The sequence below is a fragment of the Pontibacter sp. HSC-14F20 genome, assembly GCF_019599265.1.
Lineage (GTDB): Bacteria > Bacteroidota > Bacteroidia > Cytophagales > Hymenobacteraceae > Pontibacter.
Genome location: NZ_JAHZTC010000020.1, coordinates 1 through 24,248, shown reverse-complemented (window position 1 = coordinate 24,248; position 24,248 = coordinate 1). Strand labels below are relative to the sequence as shown.

Annotated in this window: 19 protein-coding genes; 16 read left to right on the top strand and 3 right to left on the bottom strand. The window is 47.1% G+C overall.

Annotation, left to right across the window (positions count from 1 at the left end; all coding sequences use genetic code 11):
* Positions 1-18 precede the first annotated feature (18 nt).
* Positions 19-210, top strand: coding sequence for a histone H1 (locus K3G39_RS17090; RefSeq protein ID WP_116543523.1), 192 nt, complete (start codon positions 19-21; stop codon positions 208-210).
* Positions 211-288: 78 nt separating this feature from the next.
* On the opposite strand, the gene tyrS is transcribed toward K3G39_RS17090, so the two are convergent.
* Positions 289-1,593, bottom strand: coding sequence for a tyrosine--tRNA ligase (gene tyrS, locus K3G39_RS17085; protein WP_220627392.1), 1,305 nt, complete (start codon positions 1,591-1,593; stop codon positions 289-291).
* A gap of 681 nt (positions 1,594-2,274) precedes the next feature.
* On the opposite strand from tyrS, the gene holA reads away from it, so the two are divergent.
* From holA to trmB, 9 genes are all read left to right on the top strand, one after another.
* A complete protein-coding gene (gene holA, locus K3G39_RS17080) occupies positions 2,275-3,324 on the top strand; it encodes a DNA polymerase III subunit delta (protein ID WP_220627391.1) in 1,050 nt (349 codons plus the stop codon).
* A gap of 228 nt (positions 3,325-3,552) precedes the next feature.
* Positions 3,553-6,603, top strand: a complete 3,051-nt coding sequence (locus K3G39_RS17075) for a tetratricopeptide repeat protein (protein WP_220627390.1) — start codon at positions 3,553-3,555, stop codon at positions 6,601-6,603.
* Positions 6,604-6,635: 32 nt separating this feature from the next.
* A complete protein-coding gene (locus K3G39_RS17070) occupies positions 6,636-8,321 on the top strand; it encodes a hypothetical protein (protein WP_220627389.1) in 1,686 nt (561 codons plus the stop codon).
* Positions 8,322-8,327: 6 nt separating this feature from the next.
* A complete protein-coding gene (locus tag K3G39_RS17065; protein ID WP_255594446.1) occupies positions 8,328-9,452 on the top strand; it encodes an SPOR domain-containing protein in 1,125 nt (374 codons plus the stop codon).
* 52 nt (positions 9,453-9,504) lie between these two features.
* The gene (locus tag K3G39_RS17060; RefSeq protein WP_220627432.1) at positions 9,505-10,158 is read left to right on the top strand and encodes a MotA/TolQ/ExbB proton channel family protein; all 654 of its coding nucleotides are present in this window, start codon (positions 9,505-9,507) and stop codon (positions 10,156-10,158) included.
* Between the two features lie 2 nt (positions 10,159-10,160).
* Positions 10,161-10,556 (top strand): biopolymer transporter ExbD, encoded by a 396-nt coding sequence (locus K3G39_RS17055; protein WP_220627387.1) that lies wholly within the window; start codon positions 10,161-10,163, stop codon positions 10,554-10,556.
* A 12-nt stretch (positions 10,557-10,568) separates the two neighbouring features.
* Positions 10,569-11,486 (top strand): hypothetical protein, encoded by a 918-nt coding sequence (locus K3G39_RS17050; protein WP_220627386.1) that lies wholly within the window; start codon positions 10,569-10,571, stop codon positions 11,484-11,486.
* A 14-nt stretch (positions 11,487-11,500) separates the two neighbouring features.
* Entirely contained in the window at positions 11,501-12,793 is a 1,293-nt protein-coding gene (locus tag K3G39_RS17045) for a folylpolyglutamate synthase/dihydrofolate synthase family protein (RefSeq protein ID WP_255594445.1), read from the top strand.
* 2 nt (positions 12,794-12,795) lie between these two features.
* Positions 12,796-13,449: a tRNA (guanosine(46)-N7)-methyltransferase TrmB gene (gene trmB, locus K3G39_RS17040; protein WP_220627385.1), complete on the top strand. Its 654-nt coding sequence runs from the start codon at positions 12,796-12,798 to the stop codon at positions 13,447-13,449.
* Positions 13,450-13,652: 203 nt separating this feature from the next.
* Here the strand turns inward: trmB and K3G39_RS17035 are convergent, their stop codons facing one another.
* Positions 13,653-14,276: a hypothetical protein gene (locus K3G39_RS17035; RefSeq protein ID WP_220627384.1), complete on the bottom strand. Its 624-nt coding sequence runs from the start codon at positions 14,274-14,276 to the stop codon at positions 13,653-13,655.
* A gap of 230 nt (positions 14,277-14,506) precedes the next feature.
* Between K3G39_RS17035 and mnmA the strand changes: the two genes are divergently transcribed.
* From mnmA to K3G39_RS17010, 5 genes are read left to right on the top strand one after another with little or no spacing between them, the layout of a single operon-like run.
* Positions 14,507-15,634 carry a tRNA 2-thiouridine(34) synthase MnmA gene (gene mnmA / locus K3G39_RS17030; RefSeq protein WP_220627383.1) on the top strand — a complete coding sequence of 376 codons (1,128 nt, stop codon included), beginning with the start codon at positions 14,507-14,509 and terminating at the stop codon, positions 15,632-15,634.
* A complete protein-coding gene (locus K3G39_RS17025) occupies positions 15,634-16,368 on the top strand; it encodes a hypothetical protein (protein WP_220627382.1) in 735 nt (244 codons plus the stop codon). Before mnmA ends, K3G39_RS17025 begins: the two co-directional genes overlap by 1 nt.
* A 5-nt stretch (positions 16,369-16,373) precedes the next feature.
* Positions 16,374-18,008, top strand: coding sequence for a S8 family serine peptidase (locus K3G39_RS17020; RefSeq protein ID WP_220627381.1), 1,635 nt, complete (start codon positions 16,374-16,376; stop codon positions 18,006-18,008).
* 57 nt (positions 18,009-18,065) lie between these two features.
* Positions 18,066-18,719 carry a ribulose-phosphate 3-epimerase gene (gene rpe, locus K3G39_RS17015; protein WP_220627380.1) on the top strand — a complete coding sequence of 218 codons (654 nt, stop codon included), beginning with the start codon at positions 18,066-18,068 and terminating at the stop codon, positions 18,717-18,719.
* Between the two features lie 21 nt (positions 18,720-18,740).
* On the top strand, positions 18,741-21,170 hold the full coding sequence (locus K3G39_RS17010; protein ID WP_220627379.1) for a TonB-dependent receptor: 2,430 nt from the start codon (positions 18,741-18,743) through the stop codon (positions 21,168-21,170).
* Positions 21,171-21,234: 64 nt separating this feature from the next.
* Here the strand turns inward: K3G39_RS17010 and K3G39_RS17005 are convergent, their stop codons facing one another.
* Positions 21,235-22,101, bottom strand: coding sequence for a DUF2911 domain-containing protein (locus K3G39_RS17005; protein ID WP_220627378.1), 867 nt, complete (start codon positions 22,099-22,101; stop codon positions 21,235-21,237).
* Between the two features lie 491 nt (positions 22,102-22,592).
* On the opposite strand from K3G39_RS17005, the gene K3G39_RS17000 reads away from it, so the two are divergent.
* Positions 22,593-24,248, top strand: a 1,656-nt coding sequence (locus K3G39_RS17000; RefSeq protein WP_220627377.1) for a hypothetical protein, incomplete at its 3' end; no start/stop codon positions are given.

Here is a 24,248-nt window from a genome sequence, read left to right as displayed (position 1 = left end):
CTATAATAAACACCTCAAATGAACAACAACTTTAGCAAACTCAAGGACCTTGTAATGTCTCTTGAAGCTGACTTCGAAAAATTCTACGACAAGAACAATGCAGCTGCTGGTACACGTGTACGTAAAGGTATGCAAGACCTGAAAAACATGGCGCAGGACATCCGTAAGGAAGTTCAGGACATGAAAAACAGCACTCCAGAGAAGAAATAAGCTTCTTAAAGCACAAATGAAACAAAAAAGGTGGTCTGCAAAGACCACCTTTTTTGTTTGTAAACGGTTGTACTTTAGTTAGTTAACAGAAACCAGGTAATAATTTTTCTTTCCTTTTTGAACCACCAGGTATTTGTTCTGCAGCAGTTCGTAGTTCACAGGATCTTCTGTACCTACGATCTTCTGGCGGTTAATACTCACGCCTCCATTTTTAATCATGCGCTTGGCCTCGCCCTTCGATTCGAATATCTGGCCTCCTGTTACTTCAGAAAGCAGATCGCTTACTGTGGCTGCTTCTTCGTAAATGGCTTTGCTTACTTCTATTTGCGGCACTCCCTCGAATACAGATAGCAAAACATCCTCTTTTAAGCCTTTTAAGGTCTCTAAATCGCCTTTTCCAAATAAAATTTCAGAGGCATCGACTGCTGATTTGTAATCTTCTTCTGAATGCACGCGAATTGTAACATCTTTAGCCAGGGCTTTTTGCAATACACGCAAATGCGGCGCTTGTTTGTGCTCTTCAGTTAAACGCTCAATTTCGCTCTGAGGCAACAGAGTGTATACCTTGATCAGCTTTTCAGCCTCTTCATCCGAAAGGTTCAGCCAGAACTGGTAGAATTTATAAGGGGAGGTAAAGGCCGGGTCGAGCCACACGTTACCACCCTCAGACTTGCCAAATTTTGTACCATCCGATTTCGTCACCAGTTTGCCCACCAGAGCGAAGGCTTTGCCATCGTCCATGCGGCGGATCAGTTCGGTGCCGGTTGTGATGTTACCCCACTGGTCGGAGGCGCCCATCTGCAGACGCACGTTTTTGTTCTTATACAGATGGTAGAAGTCGTACCCCTGAATGAGCTGATAAGAGAACTCGGTAAAAGACAGGCCTTCGGCGCGGTTGCCATCTTCGTCGGCGCTGATGCGCTTTTTCACCGAATCTTTGGCCATCATATAATTTACGGTCAGGTGCTTGCCTACCTCGCGGAGGAAGCCCAGGAAACTGAATTCTTTAAACCAGTCGTAGTTGTTCACGATCTCGGCTGCGTTTTCGCCACAGTTGAAGTCCAGAAACTTCTCCAGTTGCTTGCGTATACCTGCCTGGTTGGCCAGTAGACTTGCTTCGTCGAGTAGGTTTCGCTCAGCTGACTTGCCCGAAGGGTCGCCGATCATGCCGGTGGCTCCGCCTACCAGCGCGATGGGTTTATGCCCGGCCCGCTGCAGGTGCACCAGCAGCATAATGGTTGCCAGGTTGCCGATGTGTAGCGAGGAAGCGGTTGGGTCAAAGCCAATGTAGCCGGTTGTCATGCCGGAAGCGAGTTGTTCTTCTGTACCAGGCATGAAATCATGGAGCATGCCTCTCCATCGTAATTCGTCTATCAGATTCATGTAAACCTAAATTCGTCAGTTCAGAGCAAAGATAAAAAAGAGTTGGCATATTCTCGGTCACTAAATCCCTTACATAAAGGCCAGGTATAGGATAGCTCATAAGCAGAAGACGAATCGTTAAATCGGAATCGGCTAATGACTGGTTTTTGGATTTGCCCGAAATGAGCAGCTTCAGTCAGCAATCTAAAGATTGCCCATACCTGCATCAGGTTTTTAATAGGGTTTATACTTAATGTTATCTGCTATACCTATACTTGCTTTAGTTTAGTGGTAGATAATCATATGTCGACTATTACATCTTGCTTTAGTTGAAGGTATAGGATGTTGTGGATAGGGCATAGTGGTTATAGTGCAAATGCTTAAAACCACAAATTGGGCAGGTACAATCTGTAGCACTTTTCCTGTTGCTTTCACTAATTGCTGACAGCTGAATAGTGCCTGTTCTTTTTATAAAGCTCCTGAACTGGCATGTCGTTATCAATCCCGGGTATAGCTAAAAATCAGGGGTATACCTAGGTATGTACTGTCTTTCCTTTCTATTAGGATCAATAGATGGGAGAGGATTGTAGTCTTGTAAGTTTATTCATTTTTGCCCTTTCCGGGTTTCATTTGCAGCGCAGATACCTGTATATTTGATCTCTGTATACCTGAATCGCCACTAATTTATACCTGATCAGCACCATGTCGCAAACCCCTGAGGGCATATTGGAACAATTAAAGAAAAAGCAGTTTGCTCCTGTGTATTTCCTGCAGGGAGAGGAGCCTTTTTACATTGACCAGATAGCAGACTATATCGAAGCAAACGCACTGCAGGAGCACGAAAAGGGATTTAACCAGGTGGTGGTATATGGCAAGGATGTAGACGTGGCTACGGTGCTGTTGCAGGCCAAGCGTTTCCCGATGATGGCCGAGCGGCAGGTTGTGATCGTGAAAGAGGCACAAAGCATTGTGGACCTGGAGCGGGAAGAAGGGATGAAACAGCTGGAAGCCTACCTGCAAAATCCGCTGCCCTCTACCATCCTCGTATTTTGTCACAAGCACAAGACCCTGGATGGGCGCAAAGCGTTAGGTAAAACTGTGCAGAAGCATGCCGTTCTCCTGACTACCAAAAAGTTGTATGACAACCAGATTCCAGCCTGGATTACGGGTTATGTGAAAAGCAAAGGCGTACAGATTAGTCCCAAAGCCGTGCTGCTACTGAGCGAATTTATTGGAGCTGACTTGTCGCGGCAGGCTAACGAGATTGACAAACTGCTGATTAACCTGCAGCCCGGGCAGGCGATAGACGAGCAGGTAGTGCAGGAGAATGTTGGCATCAGCAAGGAGTACAACATTTTTGAGTTGCAGTCGGCGCTCATTGCCCAGGATGTGCTTAAGGCCAACCGGATCATCCAGTACTTTGAAGCAAACCCTAAAAACAACCCGCTCATACCTAACCTCAGCCTGCTCTTTACGTTTTTTACCAAGCTTTTGACCCTGCATCAGTCTGCTGATAAATCAGAGCCGGGCGTGCGGAAGAGCCTGGGCAACCGGGGCTTTCTGGTAAAGGAGTACATGCAGGCGCTGCGCGTGTTTCCGCTCGTGCGCGTGGTCGACATCCTTCACCATATCCGGGTAGCAGACCTGCAGGTGAAGGGTATAAGCGGCGGAGACATGAGTGAATCGGATATTTTAAAAGAACTGGTTTTCAAGGTGCTACACCCGGTTCCGAGAACTTTGCCCTATCAATAAGCACAATTTCATTTGAACTGCACAATATTTGCTACTGCTGCGGCATTGTATAAAGGTGTGAGGTGTTCACTGGCTTCAGGGCCGGATGTTTATCACCTGTGGTTCGTGCGGTTATCGATTTTTAATTAACTTTGAGTTTGCCTTTCAGGCATGGCGTCAACGGGCGCCTATACCTGTTTTATAAGAATAAGCCATAAGAATAGCTCTCAAGCGAGCAGTAAGATACATATGAAGATAGCCTATAAAGTAGCGCTGGCATCGGTTTTGGCTGGAGGAAGCCACATGGCGGTGGCCCAGCACACACAGGTGTTCACCGCAAAAGACAAGCACTACCATGAAGGCGTGGAGTTGTTTGACCGAGCCAAGTACGGAGCAGCTCAGGAAGCCTTCCGCAAGTACATCAACCTGATTGGAGACGATGCCAAGACAGCGGATGCGCAGTATTATTATGCCCTGAGCGGGCTTTACCTGCTGCACCCAGATGCGGAGCAACTAATCCTTAACTTCACCCACAAATTTCCGACCCACCCAAAAACTGCCCTGGCTAATTACGAACTGGGTCTTTTCTATTTTGAGAATAAGGACTACAAAAAGGCGGTAGAGAAGCTGGAGAGTGCCCCGACGCATCTTTTGAGTATCAAGCAAAACAAGGAACTGGAGTTCAAGCTGGGTTATTCTTATTTCGCCAGCAAAGACTTCAAAAATGCCAAGATCTGGTTTGATAAGAACAAGACGACTGGCTTTAGAGAAGACGAACACCGCTTTGCCTATGCGTCTAACTATTACGCCGGTTATATCGCTTACCGTGAGGGTGATTATGACGCAGCGAAAGCCGACCTGCTGATTGCCGAGAAGAATGAGGCTTACGCTCAGATCGTGCCTTACATGATCACGGAGATTCTCTACAAGGAGCTGGATATTTATGAGGTGATCCGCTATGGCGAGGCGGCTTTGGCCAAAACACCAAAAGTACAGCAGGCAGACGAAATTGCGCTGTTAGTAGGGGATGCCTATTACCAGCGTGCCGAGTATAAAAAAGCCGAGGAGTACTTTAACCAGTATGCGCAGGGAAAGCGAAAGCTTGATCCGGTGATCCAATACAAGATCGCCTATACCGATTATAAGAACGGTAACTATAAAAATGCAATTGCCAACTTTAAGGAAGTAGCCAGTAAAAAGGATGCACTTGGTCAGAACGCAGCTTATTACTTAGGTATGAGTTATTTGCGTGAGGACAACAAGCAGTATGCGCTTACAGCTTTCGACCAGGCACGTAAGAATGACAAGGACAAAACGATCACAGAAGCGGCTACCGTAAAGTTTGCACAGGTAAGCTACGAGCTCGGTAATTTCCGTGACGTATTCAACTCACTGCAAAATTTTAACCAGGAGTTTCCTAAGTCCGAGCATGCCGCCGATGTTGACAATCTACTGACAGAAGCATACTTCAACTCCAATAACTACTCTGAGGCGATCCGTCACATCGAGAATATGCCGGACAAGAGCTATAAGATACTGGAGACATATCAGCGTATGACGCACCTGTACGGTGTGAATCTCTATAATGAAGGCAAATTCCCGACGGCAGTTTCCATGCTGGACAAATCGCTGCAGTACCCTTACGACAAGGAGATCACGGCGGCCAGCCACTTTGTAAAAGGAGAGGCTTACTCCATGGGACAGCGTTACGTGGATGCCATTAACAGTTATGCGGCTGTATTCCGTAACAGCGAAGCCCGCAAGTCGGAGTATTATATGAAGTCGCGCTACGGTATTGGCTATGCATACTACAACAGCAAGGAGTATGATAAAGCGATGCCGCACTTCAAGGCTTATGTAGATGGTACGAGCACAAGTGACCCGAACCACTTCGATGCCATGATGCGACTGGCTGACCTGCATTATGTGAACAAGCAGTATGCACCTGCCTTGGCGCTCTACGATAAAGTACTGGCTTCAAATTCCAATGACAAAGACTATGTATACTTCCAGAAAGGGATTGTGCTGAGTTTGATGGGAAACAAAGAAGCAGCGAAGCAGAATCTTCAGACCGTGTACAGCCAGTACCAGAAGTCACGCTATGTGGAACCTGCCATGTACCAGCGTGCCATCATCGAGTTTGAGTCTGGCAACTACCAGTCAGCTGTATCTGGTTTCACGGCGCTCATACAGGGCAGGCCGCAAAGCCGCCTGGTGCCGAATGCGCTTGAGAAGCGAGGTATAGCTTATGCAAACCTGGGCCGTAACGCCGAAGCCGCCGCTGATTACAAGCGGGTACTCGACGAATTCCCGAACTCGCGTTCTGCCAGTGGTTCACTTTATAGTCTGCAAGAGGTACTGGCTACCCAGAACCGAAGCGGTGAATTTGATACCTACGCAGAGAAATTCAGAACGGCAAACCCGGAAAGCAACGCTCTAGAAAGTATTGAATTTGAAGCATCTAAAACGCTTTATTTCAATGAGAAATACGATCAAGCAGTCGCTAAACTTGAGAATTATCTGAAGACTTATCCGAACAGTCCTTATGTGAGCGATGCCAACTATTTCCTGGCGGATTCTTACTTACGGGTGAACCAGATAGAGCAAGGGCTGCAACTGATGAAAGCTGTTGTAGCGGAAAACAAGAGTGAGTACGTGAACCGCGCGATCCAGAAGGTGGCGGATGCTGAGTTTGAGAACAAGAACTACGAAGAGGCGATCAAATATTACAGCCGTCTGCGCGACACAGCTACAAACCGTCGGGAGCAGCAAACAGCCTTGACAGGTTTGATGAAGAGTCACTTCCTGTCGAATGACTATGCTGCATCGAAGCGCATTGCCAACGAGCTGATCAGTCAGGGCAATGCGGCGCTTTATGTCTTCAATACGGCGCAGCTGTACAAAGGCAAAGCAACCTACGCCGAAGGCAATCTGGACCAGGCTTTGAAAGAGCTGCGAGAAGCGGCTTCGTCAGCAACAGATGAAAATGGAGCGGAAGCACATTACCTGGTAGCTGAGATTCTCTACAAGCAGAAAAAATATGCGGAGTCCATTGATGTCGCCTTTGACTTTAACACTAAGTTCTCCAGCTATGATTTCTGGCTAGGGAAGTCTTTCCTGATCATTGCTGACAACTACGTGGCGCAGAACGAAACCTTCCAGGCTACTTCCACACTCAACTCTATTATTGAGCACTCACCGGTGCCTGAGATAGTGGCTGAGGCGAAACAGAAGCTGGCCAAACTGGGTGGCGCGCCGAGCACTGCTCCAGCTGACACAGTGGGGGGAAGAAAAAGATAATGCATCAGATCAAGCTGAAGAGAAACATCAACATGAAGAATAGATTGAAAAAAGCTTCCATAGCAGCGATTGTGCTTTGTGCCGGGTTTAACTTCCTGAACAGCGCCCAGGCTCAGACAACAGGCTGGGGCGAAGGTGCTAAACTGCAGGATGCGGAAGTAGTGGTGGAGAAGGATCGCAAGATTGAGCTGCCAAGAGCATCACGTAACTACCAGAAATTTGCGGTGGTTACTCCGGAGCCGGGTGAGCGCAATGTACGCTACCGTTTCAACGATTACCGCCTCGAAGGTCAGGATGTGGACCTGCAGATGCGTGTGCTCACCATCAAACAGGACGAGCTCACCAAGCTGTATGGTAACTATGTAAAAGCAGGTATAGGCAACTACGGTACGCTATACCTGAAAGGCTACTTCCATAACAAGCGTAGCAACGTGGCTTCTTACGGAGCAGATGTCAGCCATATCACCTCTGCCAGAGGACCGGTGGACGGCAAGAATTCTGCTGTGACCAATTCGGCGATCAACCTGAATGGCGAAACGTACATGCAGGGCCTTACCCTGGGTGGTAAACTAGGCTATGGTCGCGACAAGTACCACTTTTACGGGTATACCATGCCGGAGAACGAAGATCGCGTAACTGCTAGCCAGGTGTTTAACCGCGTGAATGCCGAAGGGTACATGCACAACCATGGCGCTGGTATGCCGCTCCTGTTCAGAGCAGGTTTGAACGTAAATTACCTGAACGACCGATACGACATGCGGGAGACGAACATCGCCGCCAGGCTCAACACCGAGTATGGCCTGGATGATGTATCCGCTTTCAAAGTGGACGCAGACCTCTCACTGGTGTCGCATAAAGATTCTGCTTCTGTCAGCCGTACCTTGTTTAAACTGCATCCGCAGTACGAGCGCCAACTGAATGCCATTCGCCTGACAATCGGTGCTAACGTTGCCTATACCGGCGACACTGTGAACGATGCGCGCAAGTTCAATGTATACCCAACAGTACGGGTAGGAGTAGAGCCAATTAAGGATAACCTGCTGATTTACGCAGGTATAGGTGGCGACTTGCAAAGAGTTACTTTATATCAGCTGACACAGGAGAATCCATACCTGGCACCGAATGTAAGAGTAGCAGACCAGAACAAAGGACTGGAGGTATACGGTGGTATGCAGGCTAACATTGCCAACTTCGTGCACCTGACAGGACGCGTAGCTTACCAGAATTTCCGCAATATGTACTTCTATAACAACTTGGCAAGCGACTCATCCAAGTTTGACCTGTTGTATGATGACGGCGTAACAAATGTTTTGAATATTTATGGAGAAGCTACCTTTAATTATTCTGACGAGCTGCGCATTGGATTAAAGGCTGATTATAATAAGTATAGCACTGCCAGCTTAGAGCAGCCGTTTCACCGACCAGAGTTGATGGCAAGCGTTTTTGCCACCTACAACTTCTATGATAAGATTCTCTTTAATTCAGAACTTTACTATATTGGGAGTTCTTTCGGGCGCATTCACCGACCAGACGGCACATTTGGGCTGCGGGAAACCGATTCGATCGTTGACCTGAACCTGAAGGCGGACTACAGATTCTCCAACAGATTCACAACTTTCCTGATGGTGAATAATTTGTTTGCGCAGAAGTACGAAAGGTTTGTAAATTACCCGAACAAAAGTATCAACCTGATAGGAGGCGTCTCTTATTCATTCTAAGTGCCTATGGTAGAAAAGCACATCAAGCACCTGCTCTATAATCACGACTGCGTGATCATACCTGATTTTGGCGGGTTGATTACGCGCTATGTGCCTGCCCGGATTAACCCGGTGAAGCACACGTTGGTGCCGCCGTCCAAAAAAATTGCTTTCAACGAGAAGCTGGTACTAAACGATGGGCTGCTTATCAGTACCATCGCCTATGCCAACAATACTACAAAAGAAGAGGCCAGACAACTGGTTATCTCTTTTGTGCATGAGGTAAGAACCCGCCTCGATAGCGAGCAACGGTATGAATTGACTGATATCGGCGTGTTCAAATACAACCACGAACAAAAGCTGGTATTTGATTACACAGAAGGTGATAACTTATTAGAGGCAAGCTTCGGCCTGCCCGAGATTGTCGCACGACCGATTCGTCATGAAGAGCCGGCTGTGCTTCGTACCCTGATCAAGGAGCGCCAGCTAGCGGAGCCTGCACCTGCCAGGAAGCCTTTTAAAGCCCGCCTGAAACGCGCCTACCACGTAGCGGCAGGCTTGGCCCTGACAGGTCTGGTCGGAACGGCTCTTTACATGCTTTCCCTTCAAACGGATTATAATCTCAGCAGCCTGAATCCCATCTCGCTCATAAACGGCGACAAGCAAGCTGTTGATGAAAAGATGGCCACTGCTGCTATACCTGTTCAGCAAGAAGCTACACTAGGACAGTCTGCTGCTCTGGGGGCATTCGATGCAACAGAGTCAGGTATAGAGGAAGGCGCGGTCTCTTTAGATGGTACTTCTGGTAATGCTTTTAAACAGGATGCTCAATTTACTGCAGATGAATCTGTTATTAATAGCGAGGACACAATTGAAGAAGTAGCAGCACCAGCTCCGACCACTACTACAGTAAGCGATAAAGATGGCCGTTTTTATATTATTACAGGTGGTTATGCCCGCATGTTGAACGCGGAGTTTAGTCGTCAGGAGATAGCGGAATTTGGCCACGAATCTAAAGTTCTGGAGCCTGGCAAAGGCAGCAGGCTTTTCAAAGTTTCTGTGGCCGACTTTGCCACGGCAGAAGAGGCGCAGGCTGCTATGAACACTTACAGAAAATCATTCGGAGAAAATATTTGGGTTTATAATAATTAACATGACATCTCTCTTCTTACAAATTACAACGACTCCTGCTGACACGACTTCTATGTTGATGGATGGAGCAGAAACAGCGGAAAACTCAGTTTCCTTAATGGACCTGGCGATGGCAGGTGGCTGGGCCATGATCCCGCTGCTGCTTTTGTCGCTGGCTGCCGTTTACATTTTCTTCGAGCGCTACCTGACCCTTATGAAGGCCGCCAAAAACCCGGATGGTTTCAGTGACCGCATAAAGAGCATGGTATTGGCTGGCGACATTAACGGAGCCCGCATGCTGTGTGCTCAGACCAACACGCCGGTAGCCAGAATGTTGGGCAAAGGAGTGAGCCGCATCGGTAATCCGCTTAAAAACATTGAGACTTCTATTGAGAACGTTGGTAAGATCGAAATCAGCAAGCTCGAGCGTAACCTGGCTTCACTGGCAACCATTGCAGGTGCAGCGCCTATGCTGGGCTTCCTTGGTACGGTAACAGGTATGATTCAGGCTTTCATTGCTATTGCTCAGGCCGAGGGTACCATCAGCCCGCAATTGCTATCTGCTGGTATTTACCAGGCGATGGTAACTACGGCTACCGGTCTTATTATCGGTCTGCCTGCCTATGTTGGGTACAACTACCTGGTGTCTAAAATCGACAATATCGTGCACGGGATGGAGTACTCCTCAATTGAGTTTATTGATCTTTTACAGGAACCACAACTTTAAGCATGAATTTACGATCTAAGAATAGGATCAACCCAGAGTTTAATATGTCGTCGATGACCGACATCATATTTCTGTTGCTCATATTTTTCATGCTTACCTCGAACTTTGTGGCACCTACCGGCCTGCCTGTTAGTTTACCTACAAGTAAGTCGTCTACCATTGTCATCCAGAAAATAAGCGTGACTATTACACCCGACTTAAAGTATTACTTGAACGGCAAAGAGATCGGACTTTCTGATCTTGAACCACAATTGGCAACACTTTTGCAGAATGCAGAAGAAGGTGTGGTTGTACTGCACGTTGACAAGAGTGTACCGGTAGAGTATCTGGTAAACGTTGCCAGTGTAGCGGCAGGTCTGAATGCGAAAGTAACGCTGGCCACTACGCCGAATGAATAATTAAGTACTGAGATGGAGATAGCATTAAATAAGGAAGAAGAAAAAAACAGGAAAATTGCGGCAGGTATTAGCATTGCCCTGCACGTGATTATCTTGTTGCTTTTGTTCTACCTGCTGGCATGGAGTGGGGCACCGGGTAAACCGGACAAGGAGATGGGCATTGAGTTGGACTTCGGTATGGATGCAGTGGGCAGCGGAAGTGTGCAGTCCAAAGCTACTCCAAATGAGTCGAAGAACGTGCAGGACAGCAAGCCAGCTCCAACGCAGCCGGAACCGCTTCCGGATCCAAAGCCTGTGGCAGCTGCTACGCCAACTCCTCCAACACCTGCTGAAACACCAAAGGTAGTAACCACTACAGCTGATGCGCCTGTGGTTGTGAAAGAAGAAGCAAAACCTCAGCCGAAGCCACAACCAAAAGAGGAAGTGAAAAAACCGGTAGAGCAGCCTAAAGAAGAAGTGAAGAAGCCAGAACCTGAAAAGCCTCGTTCGCTATACCCTGGCAAACCAACTGAAAGCACCGGTACAGGCAAAAGCGGTACTTCAAACGAAGCAACTGGTAACAACAACGGGGACGACGCCAACAAAGTAGGTGATAAAGGTGACCCGAGAGGTATTATGGGTGCTAAGAACTACGAAGGCACCCCTGGCGGTGGCGGTGGTGGCGATGGCCTGGATATGGCGGGTTGGCGTTATGATATTTCTCCGAAACGTGACCCTTACGAGAACGAAACGGGTTTCGTGAAGTTCCGCATCCGCATCGACGCAGACGGCAACCTGATCGGCATCGACCGATTGGAGAGCACCGTATCTCCGCACGTGGAGAAGTGGTATCGGGAGCAGCTTCAGAAAACAACCTTTAGCCGCACGGGCGGAGGCAGAAGCACAACAGGTGCCACGGGTACCGTTACTTTTGTGATCAGATCACGCTAATTTCTATTGATTTCATGACTTATCAAGAATGTCTTGATTACCTATACCAGCAATTGCCGATGTTTCAACGCATCGGCAATGTTGCTTTTAAGAAGAGCCTCGACAATATTATTGCTCTTTGCGAGGCGCTGGGCAAGCCGCAACTTAAGTTTAAGACAGTACATGTGGCAGGTACCAACGGCAAAGGCAGCAGTTCTCACATGCTGGCTGCGGTGCTGCAAAGCGCTGGCTATAAAACTGGCCTCTATACCTCGCCGCATCTTAAGTCCTTTACTGAAAGAGTGCGTGTAAACGGTGCCGAACTGCCGCAGGGCTATCTGATTTCTTTTGTAGAGCAGCACAGGGGCCTGTTTGAGCAGGTAAAGCCTTCTTTTTTCGAGATGACTGTGGCGCTTGCCTTCCAGTATTTTGCTGATGAGCAAGTAGATGTTGCTGTGATCGAAGTGGGATTGGGCGGCAGACTTGACTCGACAAATATCATTGAGCCGGAACTTTCACTTATCACCAACATCGGCTTTGATCATCAGGCACTGTTGGGCGACACCCTGGCGGAGATAGCAGGAGAGAAGGCCGGCATCATCAAGTCCGGTATACCTGCGGTAATCACTACAAAGCAAGATGAGATCATACAGGTATTTGAGCAGAAGGCAGCAGCTGAACAAGCGCCGCTTTATTTTGCCAACGATAGCTTAACCGTGAAGGTGTTAGAGCAGCAACTGGAAGGACAGGTATACGATGTATACCTGGATGGCAAGCTTTGGATAGCCTCGCTTCAGTCCGATCTGGCAGGCGGGTACCAACAGTATAACCTCCCGGGTGTGCTCCAATCGTTGCTGTTGCTACGTGAGCGGGATTATGCAATCTCAGATGAAGCCATTCGCCAAGGGATAGCTCACACAAAAACAACTACGGGACTAAAAGGTCGCTGGCAGGTGTTGGCCTATTCACCTTTAACTATTTGTGATACAGGACACAATTTAGATGGAATTAAACAAATACTTGTTCAGTTAAAAGCACTTAATCCTAAGCAGGTTCACTTTGTTTTTGGAGCAGTTAATGACAAAGATGTAACGATCATTCTGCAGCTTTTGCCAAAAGATTATACCTATTATTTCTGTCAGGCCCAGATACCGCGCGCTTTGCCTGTATCGGAGCTTCATGAAAAAGCCGTAAGTATGGGATTGCAGGGCGAAGCTTATGCAACTGTAAGTGAAGCCATTGCGGCGGCGAAAGGAAATGCGAAACCGGATGAGGTAATTTTTATAGGAGGTAGTACCTTTGTGGTCGCAGAGATTGACGAACTATAATAATGGGAAGAAGTAAATTAGCCAAGTTTGCCGCCATAGCGGAGCGTGAGAATGTAATAGAACCGGAAGGAGAACTCTACGGTCAGTTGAAAGGCAGGTGGTGTGAAGAGTTTTTTGAAAATGATAATCCTCTGATTCTGGAGATTGGTTGTGGTCGTGGGGAGTACACAGTTGGGATGGCCCGTTTGTTCCCGGAGAAAAATTTCCTGGGGCTCGACATCAAAGGCGCCCGCATCTGGAAAGGCAGTTCGCTGGCGGAAGAGGAAGATTTGGATAATGTCGCTTTCCTGCGCACTTTTATCGAGAACCTGGAAGAGAACTTTGCTGAAGGTGAGGTGGACGAGATCTGGGTTACTTTCCCGGACCCACGTCCGAAGGACCGCGATATCAAACGTCGTCTCACGTCTCCTCGTTTCCTCGATCTGTACGCAAAAATTCTAAAGCCTGGTGGTATCCTGCATCTCAAGACAGATAACCAGATGCTTTTCGAATATACCTTAGAAGTGTTGCAGGAGCGTAATCCGAAAGACCTGCTCTATACCGATAATCTATACCAATCCGATTTACAGGATCATACTATGGGCATCTATACCACCTACGAGAAACGCTATTTAGCTGAGGGAATCACTATTAAATACCTGCAGTTCAAGGTGTAAATTTCCAGGTATAAATGCATCTGATGCAAAACTGAACGGCCCGCAATACACAGGTGTAGCGGGCCGTTTTTATTAGATAAGGACGTATGTTCGGGTCCGGTTCCAGGTATAGCCAATATGGTCTAAGATGGTGAAAGTTCAGTTTTGTGTGATCTGATCTACCGCAGCCTATACCTGCACGAAAGTTTCTACATTCTATCTCCCTAGTTTTCCTCTATTTCTTCGAAGATCTCCTGCAGCTCGTCAAAATCCTTTAGTCCGGGCTTGATCTCGTGACCACCGCGCAACCCGATGCCGGCAGGTTTGATCTCTTTCAGCACAGTATTGATATTGTCACGATGAACTCCAAAACCCAGGTATATCTGAAAACGTTTTGCCAGGTTTTTAAGGAATTTGGTGTTGGTATCGTCGATGTTTTCAAAATCCGATGAATAGATCAGGAAGCTGTCAACAGACGGGCCGTACAATTCCATCATTTCCAGTAATTCGCTTTCTACGGTGTCTTTATTGATGAATACTTTCTGAATAACCGGACGGGTAATTTCTTCAATCTCATCAATCAGGTAGGGGGTATCCAGCTGAATATAGTCGAGGCCGAAGTCGTCGGCATACTGGTTGATGATGTCGGGCTTGGCACGCTCAAACTCGCCGGCCAGTTTCACGCCAGATACCCAGCCCACGATTTCTTTCAGCGTATCAGAAGACATACGCTCCTTATCGTCCAGTTTCAGGTTAAAGCTGATAATATCTACGCCCATGCCAGCGCAATAACGCGCATCACTCAAATTGTTAATACCATTTACTATTACAGAGGTACGTAAGCCCATAGCAATCTATCTTTTAAAAAACCGGGTAGGTTCAGTTTATCTTATTTGAATACCAAAGTAAGTTCCTAATCGGGTACAATGCCATATTTTTTACTATTTTTTTTAATGCAGCATCTCTTAGCAAAATAGTTGTTGCTACAATATTTGCCCGGCTGAATCTTTATTAGTGCCCCGATGTTACTATCTTTGTAGTAAAATTATAGCAAATCGAATTACAATTCTAAAGATAAATGAGTAAGTTAGGAAGGGTATTGGTAGCCATGAGCGGCGGCATAGACAGCTCCGTCGCGGCTGTGATGTTGCATGAGCAAGGCTATGAAGTGGTGGGGATGACCATGAAGACATGGGACTACGCATCGAGCGGCGCCAGTAAGAAAGAGACCGGTTGCTGCAGCCTCGACTCGATCAACGATGCCCGAAATATAGCCGTGCAGCTTGGTTTTCCGCACTATATTATAGACATACGCGAAGAGTTTGGTGACTTTGTAATCAATCACTTTACGGACGAATACATAGCTGGTCGCACGCCTAACCCATGCGTGTTGTGCAATACACACATTAAATGGGATGCCTTGCTGCGTCGTGCCGACCAGTTGGGCTGCGATTTTATCGCTACCGGGCACTATGCCAATATACGCGAAGAAAACGGTCGTTATGTGATCTCCAAAGGTCTGGATGAGAGCAAGGACCAGTCTTATGCGCTGTGGGGGATTTCTCAGAAGAGTCTGGCCCGCACCATATTCCCGCTGGGAGGACTGCGCAAAACCGAAATTCGCCAGATGGCCATGGACCGCGGTTTTACTGAACTGGTGAACAAGCCGGAGTCTTACGAGATCTGCTTTATACCAGACAACGACTACCGTAGCTTCCTGAAGCGTCGGGTAGAGGGTCTGGAAGAGCAGGTTGCCGGAGGAGAGTTTGTACTCGAAGATGGTACTGTGGTGGGCAAGCACGAAGGTTATCCGTTCTATACTATTGGACAGCGCAAAGGCTTAGGTATAGCGCTTGGTTTTCCGGCTTATGTAACCCGCATCGAAAAAGACGCCAACCGTGTGGTGCTGGGTAACTACGAAGATCTGGCCAAAAATGCCATGACTGTGGGCAAGCTCAACATGGTGAAATACGAAAATCTGATAGATCAACCTATACCTACCATTACGAAGGTAAGGTATAACGACCCGGGTACAGAGGCTATTATAGAACAGGAAGGCGATAAAATGAAAGTACACTTTTTGAGAGGTGTGCATGCGATTGCTCCTGGTCAGGCAGCTGTATTCTACGAAGGCAACGACGTGGTGGGCGGCGGCTGGATCGAGTCGAACTATAACTCAGACTATAACCTGAACGTGTTGCAATAATGAGAAGAGCCCTTCTGCTTCTGGTTGTGCTGTCCGCATTTGTGGCTGGCTGCGAAAGTAAATACAAAGACCCCGACCCGCAGGCGATGGGCTACGACTATTATCCGCTGGAAATAGGGCAGTACCGGGTATATGAGGTAGAGGAAACATTTTACTTCGGCGAAACGCCTTCTAATCGGAATTACCAATTGCGGGAGCGTGTAGATACAAGCTTTATCGACCAGACCGGACAGGAGGTTTACAAGATTATTCGCTCTACCCGGCCGAATGCAACGGTTTCATGGCTGGATGACTCGGTGATGACGGTGGCTAAGAATGAGCAAATGGTAATTCTTACTAAAGACAATACCAGGTATATCAAGCTAGTATTCCCTGTAAAGAATGCGCTGGAGTTTGTGGGCGATTTGTACAATGTTCGTCAGGCGTCTGATAACACAAAAGGCAAAGTTCGCGACTCTAAAGAAGTATACACCTACGAAAATGTAGGATCAAGCTATGACTTGGGAGGTCAGGTATACCCAACTACTGCAACGGTAGTTCAGACTTTTCATACCGATGAGACTAAACTAGATAACCGGTATGAAGTATATGCCGAAGGTATAGGCATGATACACCGTGTTTTTGATCGAATAGATTATGAATCTTGTCAAGGTGGGTCCGGTTGTATTGATGGATCTAAGATCAAAAATGGCCACGCACGTGAAGAAATCTTAATTGAACACGGTAAACTGTAAGCCTCATGCGTTTTCTGACCCTGTTTAGCTGCCTTCTTTTTATCGCTCTTTTTGCAGAGGCGCAAGGGAGTGGCGGCGCAGAGCAGAAGCACCTGATCTATTTTACCGACAAAAACGATTCTCCATATACCTTAGAAAAACCAGCGCTATACCTTTCTGCCAAGGCGATTGATCGCCGTAACAAGCAGGGTATAGCGCTTTCTGTTCGTGACCTCCCGGTTAATCCATCCTATGTAAGCGGACTAAAGGCAACAGGTGCGAAAGTGTTCTATACCTCCCGCTGGTTCAATGCGGCGGTCGTGCAGTGTTCCCCTGAAAAATTAGCCGAGTTGCAGACGCTTGCTTACGTAAAAGGAACCCAACAGCTTAACCGTATACCTACTTCTAATAAGAAAGCCACGCAATCAAAGGATAGCCTGACGCTTACCAAGACTTCATTTGATCCCTCTTATTTTGGCCCATCCTTTCACCAGTCTGACATGCTGGGTATACCTGAACTGCATGCAGCTGGCTACCAGGGCGAAAGTATGACAATTGCCGTATTTGATGCAGGTTTTCCAGGTGTCAACAGCATCAATGCTTTCTCACATCTCTTCCAGAATGGTCAACTGAAAGGCACTTACGATTTTGTAGGCAATAAAAAAGACGTTTACGGCCATAGCCAGCATGGCACCTCGGTGCTCTCTACAATGGCTGCTTACGAACCCGGCCGCATCGTGGGCACGGCTCCCAAGGCTAATTATTACTTGTTCCGTACCGAAGACGCTGCTACCGAGCATAACATTGAGGAAGTAAACTGGCTGCTGGCAGCTGAATTTGCCGATAGTGCAGGAGTAGATGTGATCAATTCTTCGCTCGGCTATACCTTGTTTGATGCACCTTCTTACAGCTATACCTACAGCGAACTCAATGGCAACACCACCATCATTACCCGCGCCGCCGACCTGGCTGCTGCCACAGGTATGCTAGTCGTGACGAGTGCCGGCAACGAGGGCAACAAAGCCTGGCGCTATATTTCAGCACCTGCCGATGCCGATTCTGTCCTCACCGTAGGAGCCGTCGATTCGCTCGCGGTGCACGCGCTTTTCAGTTCAGTTGGGCCTACGGCAGATCAAAGGCTAAAGCCGGATGTGGTCGCGATGGGGCAGCAGGTATACGTGTTGTCTTCTTCAGGTAACTTAGGCCGCTCCAGTGGCACCTCTTTCTCAGGACCGATCATGGCAGGTATGGTGGCTTGTATCTGGCAGGCCCGCCCAGCGCTCACCAACATGGAATTGCTGGAGCTGATGCGTCAGCTGGGGAGCCACTACAAAAACCCGAATAACACCATCGGTTACGGCATCCCGACCTTTACCCGACTGGTTACAGGCATGGCGGACGAACTGGCGCCTGGCATCAGCATTACCAACCCGGTAGCGGAAGAGTCTATTTTGTTACGGATGGATGAAAACTGGCAAAAGGAACATGCCCTGGCGCAACTCTATGATGTCTCCGGTAAACTGGTACATACCCAGTTGCTGCCTGCAAATCAAGCGGTGCATACACTCAGAATCAGACCGTCCCGGCTCAAAAAAGGTATATACCTATGCCAGGTGAGCTCCAACAGCAGAAACGCTACCCTGCGTTTTGTCAGACTATAATATTGCCAGGGATGATTTTTATACGATTAAATCTACCTTAATTTCTATATTTGTTTCATGAAACCAATTATCGCTCCCTCTGTACTCGCTTCTGATTTTGCCAATCTGCAGTCTGAAGTTGAAATGCTGAACGAAAGCCAGGCTGACTGGCTGCATATCGATATCATGGACGGCCGTTTTGTGCCTAACATCTCCTTCGGATTTCCGGTGTTGCAGGCCATTCAGCGCCACGCTAAAAAGCCACTGGATGTGCACCTGATGATCGTAGAGCCGGAGCTTTACATTGAGCAGTTCAGAGAGGCAGGAGCCGAGATCATTTCTGTACACCTGGAAGCCTGCAACCACCTGCATCGCACCATCCAGCAAATAAAAGCAACAGGAGCCAAGGCAGGAATAGCCATTAATCCGCATACTTCCGTACAACTGCTCGACGATGTGATTGCTGACGTGGATCTGGTATGTATAATGTCGGTAAACCCGGGCTTTGGCGGACAGAAGTTCATTGAAAACACCTATCGTAAGATCGAGACATTGAAGAACCTGATCATTGCCCGCAACTCCAATGCGCTGATCGAAATAGACGGCGGCGTGAACCAACAAAATGCTCCTTTGCTGCTTGAGAAAGGTGCTGATGCACTGGTAGCTGGTAGTTTCGTTTTCAACTCAGCTGATCCGTTGCAGACCATCGCCAATCTGAAAAACCAGGCTTAATTTATAACCTAATCACCCTCTATGCTCCGATATCTTGCGGTATGGCTTATAATGCTGCTGCCAGCAGGTGTCTATGCACAGCAGGGGACTATAAAGGGTACGGTTCTGGATTCTAATCGCCAGCCACTCGAAATGGCTATGGTCGGAGTGCAGAGCCATACTCTTGGCGTTCAAACTGATGCTCAGGGTAGGTATAGCCTGAAAGTGCCTGCTGCGGAAGAACTGGTCTTGGTTGTACGCTACCTAGGGTATAAGCAGCAGGAGCGGACTGTGCGACTGGAGGCAGAGCAGGAGCTGGTGCTCGACTTTGTGTTAGAGGCAGACCCGCAGCAGTTGCGCCAGGTGAATGTGCGGGGCAAACGCGATGACGATACCCGTGAGCAGGTCAGTGTCACCCGCCTGGACCCGACGCTCACCAAAACCCTTCCGTCCGCTTTCGGGGATTTCAACATGATTCTGGCGACGCTGCCTGGTGTCACCAGCAACAACGAACTTTCCTCGACCTACTCCGTGCGCGGCGGTAACTACGACGAAAACCTGGTTTATGTCAACGGCATCGAGATTTATCGTCCCTTTCTGATCTCAGCGGCTCAGCAGGAAGGCCTGAGCTTTGTCAATCCGGATCTGGTCGCCAATGTCGAGTTCTCCTCAGGCGGCTGGCAACCCAAGTATGGCGATAAACTGTCCTCGGTGCTGAACATCGAGTATAAGCGGCCGACTTCTTTTGCTGGCTCTGTGACCGGAAGTCTGACTGGCGGTGCCATTCACCTGGAGGAAGCCTCGAAGAACAAGCGTGTAACCTACCTGATGGGCCTGCGCCACAAAAACAGCGAGTATATGCTGCAGGGGCTGCAGGTTGACGGGCAATACCGGCCTACTTTTACAGACGGGCAGGTATACCTGAGTTTCGACTTGGGCAAAGAACCAGAGCGCACGACACTGGGATTGTTGGGTAGCTATGCCCGCAATAATTTCCGGGTGAAGCCACAGACCCGCACAACGACCTTTGGTACCCGACAGGCTCCTCTTCGGCTATTGGTAGACTACGATGGACAAGAAAACATGGAGTATGATACCTATCAGGTAGGAGCAAACTTGCGCCATCAGGTATCAGATAATTTATTGACAGAATTTATTGTGTCGGGCGTGCACTCACTGGAGCGTGAATTTCGGGATATAGAGGCAGCTTACCGTCTCTGTGATGTGAACACACTCGGTCGCAATGATATGGGCGAGTGCCTGCGTGACAGAGGTATAGGTAGTCAGTTTGACCATGCCCGCAATGCATTGAAAGCAATGGTACTGGCTGCTGAGAGTCGCAACACCTGGCGTCTGAGTTCGCAGAGCACCGTGCTGGCTGGTGCCAAAGCCAGTCTGGAACGCATCAACGACCGCCTGGCAGAGTACGGTTTTGTGGATTCTTCTGACTTCGTGACCATGGCCTATCAGCTTAATTCGGAGCTGAACCTGCATACGCAGCGCTACAATGGCTATGTGCAGCACACCTACGAACTGGATTCACTCAAGACAATTACCTACGGCATCCGGGCCAGCTACTGGAGCTATAACAACGAGTTGACCATTACACCTCGGATTCAGTATTCCTTCATCACCCGTCGCAATCCTGATCTCTCTTTTAAAGCAGCCGTCGGCCTTTACTACCAACCTCCTTTTTACCGGGAGTTGCGCAACTTCAAGGGAGAACTTAACCCGGATCTGAAAGCACAGCGTTCGCTGCATGCCGTTGTGGGTAGTGACTATCTGTTCAAAGCCTGGGACCGTGACTTCAAATTAACCACTGAGGCTTACTACAAACACATGACCAATGTGGTGCCATACGATCTGGACAATGTGCGGCTGCGTTATTACGGGCAAAACAACGCGAAAGCCTATGCAGCAGGTATAGATGTGCGGGTGAATGGCGAGTTTATAAAAGGAGCGGAGTCCTGGTTGAGTTTAGGGCTGATGCAGACGCGAGAGAATGTACAGGGTGACTCAATGTTAGTGTATAACAGCTCAGGAGAAATAGTCGGAAGCAGGGATCGTGGCTATATGCGTCGGCCGACGGATCAATTGGTGAACCTCGGCGTTTTCTTCCAGGACCATTTGCCTGACAACCCGACCATCCGGATGTACTTGAATGCGGTGTACAGTAGTGGCTTACCTTTTGGTCCGCCAAACCGGCCGGAGTTTCGCAATGCCTTTTCAGGGAAGTCTTATAAGCGGGTAGACATCGGTTTTTCGAAGCTGATTGCCTTGGGGGATGATCTGACTGAGCGCAAGAAAGTGTCGTTGGAAAGCCTTTGGCTAGGCCTGGAGGTCCTCAACATCATCGACGCCCAGAACCGCATTTCCTACAGCTACGTGACTGACGTGAACAACCTGACCTACGCCATACCTAATTTTCTGACAGGCCGTCGACTTAATCTACGCTTCATTGCCCGGTTTTAGGCAAAAAAGAAGCGGGGCTCCGCTTTTCACCGAAACCCCGCATTGATTCTTATTTCTCCCGCTATTACTTGCGTTTCTTCCACTCGTTATACGCCGATTCTATCTCCCGCGCATACGTCTGATAACTTTCCGGCTCATTGGGTCCCAACTGCATAGCTTTGGCACTCAGGTTGGCTGCTACCTGGTATTCTCTGTTCAGGGCATATAACCTTGCTTTCACCCAATTGTTATAGAAATTCTCTTTAATCGCGATGGATTTGTTTACGTATTCCAAAGCCTTCTCGTGCTGGTCTTTGCGTGAAGTCAGGTATTCAGCTGCCTGCGCCCAGGTATACCAATCGTCCGGAGCAGCTTCTTTTAATGCCTTGTCGATGTTTGCCAGCGCCTTTTTCTCAATCTCTGTTTCAATACGGATTGACACCCGAGAGTTTTCCCAACTCAGGTTTAGCGTCCCTGTATTGGTACTGATATCGCTAAACCCAAATTGAAGCGTTTCCTGGAAAGGCACTTTTTCAGGCGTTACCCGCAGGTATGCTACATCATTCAATTCACTATAGCCTTCCAAACCCCAGAGTGTCGTGTCTTTGTTGAGCACAATGTTCCAGTCCGTTTCATTTTCAGGCAATATAAAGAAAGAGTAAGTACCAGCAGGAACCCGCTCGTGGTTCAGGAACAGATCATCCTCGAATGTGATCAGGGTAGCCTCATTGGCGCCCGCCCGCCAGAGTTTGCCATAAGGTACCAGCGTTCCAAATATCTGACGCCCCTTAACACCGGGCGCATGATAGCGCACTTTAATCTCTGTCAGTCCGATGATTTGTTTCACCATCGCTTCCGGGCTAGCCTGAGGTAATTTGATCTGTGCAGCGGCTTGCTGACTAAATGCAAAGCAAAAAACTAGGGCCAATAAACTGAGTAGGTACTTATTCATGATATTTATACGTATGTCGGGTCTTTATTAGTACAAGCTTTGAGAGAAAACTATGCCAGAGCTTAAAAAGTATATATTAAAATTCTGATACAAAGTTAGCTAAAAATAGTGCTGATTTTAAAACGCGTTTTCGCTATTACATTGAATAAACCACCTTAGTACATAACTAATTGGATAAGATGCTTGCTAACATTAGATGAAAGGTTTATAAAGTTTAATATTTTATTAAAATAAGTTAAAAAAATAATTGATGAGTATAACCTTTTGACTGTATTTTTGTATAAAGCTATTAATTAATTAAATTATACGAACTTAGGTGTGATTTCCAAAGAACAAGTCTTCTTTTGTGTTGCTATGCATCAATCAGGAGAACTATGTTCTTTTTTTATGCCCAAGCAAAATTTTCACTTGTCTACTACCGGTTGCATCTTAGTTGAATAAGGTGATATAATTTCAAAAGCATTTAACCCTTAACCCTATATTACTACTTTATGGATGTTATATTTTTACTAAAACAGAAGGCAAAAGAATTTATTGCTTTCCAGCATACACTGCTAGTCATAACCCTCTTGTTGCTAGGAGCCTTGAGTGTGCAGGCCCAAAATACAGCTACTGTCATAACAGATAAGGATGATTACTCACCTGGTCAGTATGTTATAGTTTCAGGAACAGGCTGGGCACCTGGTGAAACAGTTTCTTTTGATTTTCATGAAACACCACAGGTATGCACTTCTGATCACCATGTTCGCAGCACTATTGCAGAGGAGGATGGAAGTATTCTATATGACCAGTTTTTGATAAATGAAAAGCATCTTGGTGTTGCTTTTGTTTTAACAGCTACAGGCCAGAGTTCAGGCCATACTGCCACTACTAATTTTACAGATGCTGGTATAAAAAATGTAGTAGTTAGAAATGACGCAGCGTCTGTAACTTCACTGTGTACAGGTCAAAATATAAATGTAACATTTAGAGCCGTATCAAATGAATTCAACCAATATGGGAATTTTGGTACAGAAAATACCTTTGTTGCAGAATTAAGTAATTCTAATGGTTCATTCTCAAGCCCAATTCTTATTGGTAGTATTAAATCAAGGCATGATAATAATAATGATCAAACAATCAGTGGTTCAATCCCAACAGATTTAATATATGGTACAGGATATAGAATAAGGGTTAGATCAACACAACCTTCTACAAATAATCCTGATAATGGGATAAACCTCACTATTAATACTCAACCAATAGATGCACTTGCTGGAACTGATCAACCCAACATAGCTGGTACTTCAACATCATTAGCCGCCAATACACCTACAGTAGGAGCAGGTGAATGGAGCATTGTAAGTGGTACAAGTGGTTCATTTAGTTCCACTTCCAACCCCACAGCAACATTTACAGGAAATGCGGGTACTTCATATATTTTAAGATGGACAATTACCAATGGTGGCTGTACCTCAGCAGATGATGTAACCATTTCTTTTAGTTCTAGTAACCCAATTCCCGTTTTAACATCAATTTCACCTATAAATAAAGCTGTAGGTGATGCTGCATTTACATTAATAGCTATTGGAAATAATTTCCTTAACAGCTCAATAATATACTTTAATGGAAGCCCTAGGTCAACTATTTTTGTTAGTGGTACCCAACTTACGGCAAGCATTTCAGCTAGTGATTTAGCTACAGCTGGTGTTAATAAAATTACTGTTTTTACACCAACTCCTGGTGGAGGCACCTCCAATGAAGTTGATTTTACAGTGAATCAAGCTCAGCCTGTCATCTCATGGCCGGCTGCTGGTACTATTTCTTATGGGACAACTTTAGAAGGTAAATTAAATGCTTCTGCAAACTATGGAGAAAATTCTGTGGCAGGAACATTTGTATATAGAGCTGATGGTATGGTCATAAATAATTCATCATTACTAAATGCCAAGTATAGTGATTATGTGTTAACCGTAGAGTTTACTCCTACTGATGATCTTAATTATAAATCTGCAAGCAGAACTAATGCAATAAAAGTTAACAAGGCCGCTACAGAAACTGTTGTGACTATCGCTGAAGGTGTCTTCACTTACAATGGTTCAGCTCACACACCAGCTACAGTGAGAGTGACCGGTGCCGGTGGCCTGGATCTGACTCCGGAAGCTGCT

What these genes read in the sequence shown, in the direction of transcription:
- K3G39_RS17090 (WP_116543523.1), top strand. Translation starts at nt 19, where the DNA reads ATGAACAACAACTTTAGCAAACTCAAGGACCTTGTAATGTCTCTTGAA.
- tyrS (WP_220627392.1), bottom strand. Translation starts at nt 1,593, where the DNA reads ATGAATCTGATAGACGAATTACGATGGAGAGGCATGCTCCATGATTTC.
- holA (WP_220627391.1), top strand. Translation starts at nt 2,275, where the DNA reads ATGTCGCAAACCCCTGAGGGCATATTGGAACAATTAAAGAAAAAGCAG.
- K3G39_RS17075 (WP_220627390.1), top strand. Translation starts at nt 3,553, where the DNA reads ATGAAGATAGCCTATAAAGTAGCGCTGGCATCGGTTTTGGCTGGAGGA.
- K3G39_RS17070 (WP_220627389.1), top strand. Translation starts at nt 6,636, where the DNA reads ATGAAGAATAGATTGAAAAAAGCTTCCATAGCAGCGATTGTGCTTTGT.
- K3G39_RS17065 (WP_255594446.1), top strand. Translation starts at nt 8,328, where the DNA reads ATGGTAGAAAAGCACATCAAGCACCTGCTCTATAATCACGACTGCGTG.
- K3G39_RS17060 (WP_220627432.1), top strand. Translation starts at nt 9,505, where the DNA reads ATGTTGATGGATGGAGCAGAAACAGCGGAAAACTCAGTTTCCTTAATG.
- K3G39_RS17055 (WP_220627387.1), top strand. Translation starts at nt 10,161, where the DNA reads ATGAATTTACGATCTAAGAATAGGATCAACCCAGAGTTTAATATGTCG.
- K3G39_RS17050 (WP_220627386.1), top strand. Translation starts at nt 10,569, where the DNA reads ATGGAGATAGCATTAAATAAGGAAGAAGAAAAAAACAGGAAAATTGCG.
- K3G39_RS17045 (WP_255594445.1), top strand. Translation starts at nt 11,501, where the DNA reads ATGACTTATCAAGAATGTCTTGATTACCTATACCAGCAATTGCCGATG.
- trmB (WP_220627385.1), top strand. Translation starts at nt 12,796, where the DNA reads ATGGGAAGAAGTAAATTAGCCAAGTTTGCCGCCATAGCGGAGCGTGAG.
- K3G39_RS17035 (WP_220627384.1), bottom strand. Translation starts at nt 14,276, where the DNA reads ATGGGCTTACGTACCTCTGTAATAGTAAATGGTATTAACAATTTGAGT.
- mnmA (WP_220627383.1), top strand. Translation starts at nt 14,507, where the DNA reads ATGAGTAAGTTAGGAAGGGTATTGGTAGCCATGAGCGGCGGCATAGAC.
- K3G39_RS17025 (WP_220627382.1), top strand. Translation starts at nt 15,634, where the DNA reads ATGAGAAGAGCCCTTCTGCTTCTGGTTGTGCTGTCCGCATTTGTGGCT.
- K3G39_RS17020 (WP_220627381.1), top strand. Translation starts at nt 16,374, where the DNA reads ATGCGTTTTCTGACCCTGTTTAGCTGCCTTCTTTTTATCGCTCTTTTT.
- rpe (WP_220627380.1), top strand. Translation starts at nt 18,066, where the DNA reads ATGAAACCAATTATCGCTCCCTCTGTACTCGCTTCTGATTTTGCCAAT.
- K3G39_RS17010 (WP_220627379.1), top strand. Translation starts at nt 18,741, where the DNA reads ATGCTCCGATATCTTGCGGTATGGCTTATAATGCTGCTGCCAGCAGGT.
- K3G39_RS17005 (WP_220627378.1), bottom strand. Translation starts at nt 22,101, where the DNA reads ATGAATAAGTACCTACTCAGTTTATTGGCCCTAGTTTTTTGCTTTGCA.